This window comes from Microbacterium sp. AR7-10 (genome assembly GCF_001878835.1).
Classification (GTDB): Bacteria; Actinomycetota; Actinomycetes; order Actinomycetales; family Microbacteriaceae; genus Microbacterium; species Microbacterium commune.
Map to the genome: position 1 here is coordinate 1 of NZ_MJIR01000021.1, position 679 is coordinate 679.

Annotated in this window: 2 protein-coding genes; both read right to left on the reverse strand. The window is 66.7% G+C overall.

Annotated features, from left to right (window positions below; translation table 11 throughout):
* Positions 1-139: 139 nt before the first annotated feature.
* Complete coding sequence (locus tag BFN01_RS15305) at positions 140-301, reverse strand: hypothetical protein (protein ID WP_177243771.1); 162 nt, start codon at positions 299-301, stop codon at positions 140-142.
* A partial coding sequence (locus tag BFN01_RS01045) for a GNAT family N-acetyltransferase (RefSeq protein ID WP_143187114.1) occupies positions 298-679 on the reverse strand: 382 nt, incomplete at its 5' end. The genes BFN01_RS01045 and BFN01_RS15305, both read right to left, overlap by 4 nt.

Consider the following 679-nt stretch of genomic DNA (forward strand, 5'->3'; position numbering starts at 1 on the left):
CCGCTGACCATCTAGTCGTTCACTGATGATATATTCTAGTATGCACGGTGTCTGCACGTTTGTTGTTTTGAGTTCGTCGGCAGCGTCAGATGTGTATAAGAGACAGGTCGACGGGAACCGGGGGTGTCGGCAGCGGAGGTCAGCCGGCCTTCTTCTGCAACTCGCCGAGGCGACCGGTGGGCCGGAAGCCGAGGCGGGTGTTGACGGCGAGCATGTGCGCATTCGACGCGGCGTTGTAGGTGTAGATGCGCGGCGTCTCCGGGGAGTGGCGCTGCAGCATCCGCAGGTTCTCGAGCTTCACGCGCAGGCCGAGACGGTGGCCGCGGTCCTCGCGGCGCACGAGAGTGCCCCACTGGTCGTGCGATCGGCGTCAGCCGCCTCGGCCTCGATGTGCGCGAGCAGGGCGGAGCCGACACCCCGTCGACGATGGGCGAGCGGCACGGTCACGCCGAGGGCGGCTGAGCGCAGGTTGTCTTTCAGGCTCAGGGCGAGCGATCCGCCGCCCACGACCGCGCCGTCGAGCACGGCGACGTAGGTGCGACGCTCGGTGGTCTCGGAGCGCTGCTGCATCTCGGCGCGGCTCTCTTCGAGGGTCCAGATCAGCGCGTTCTCGCCCATGTCGGCGCGCTTGGCCTCGGCATAGGCCTGCCACCACAGATTGTGCTCGACGGTGTGGAAC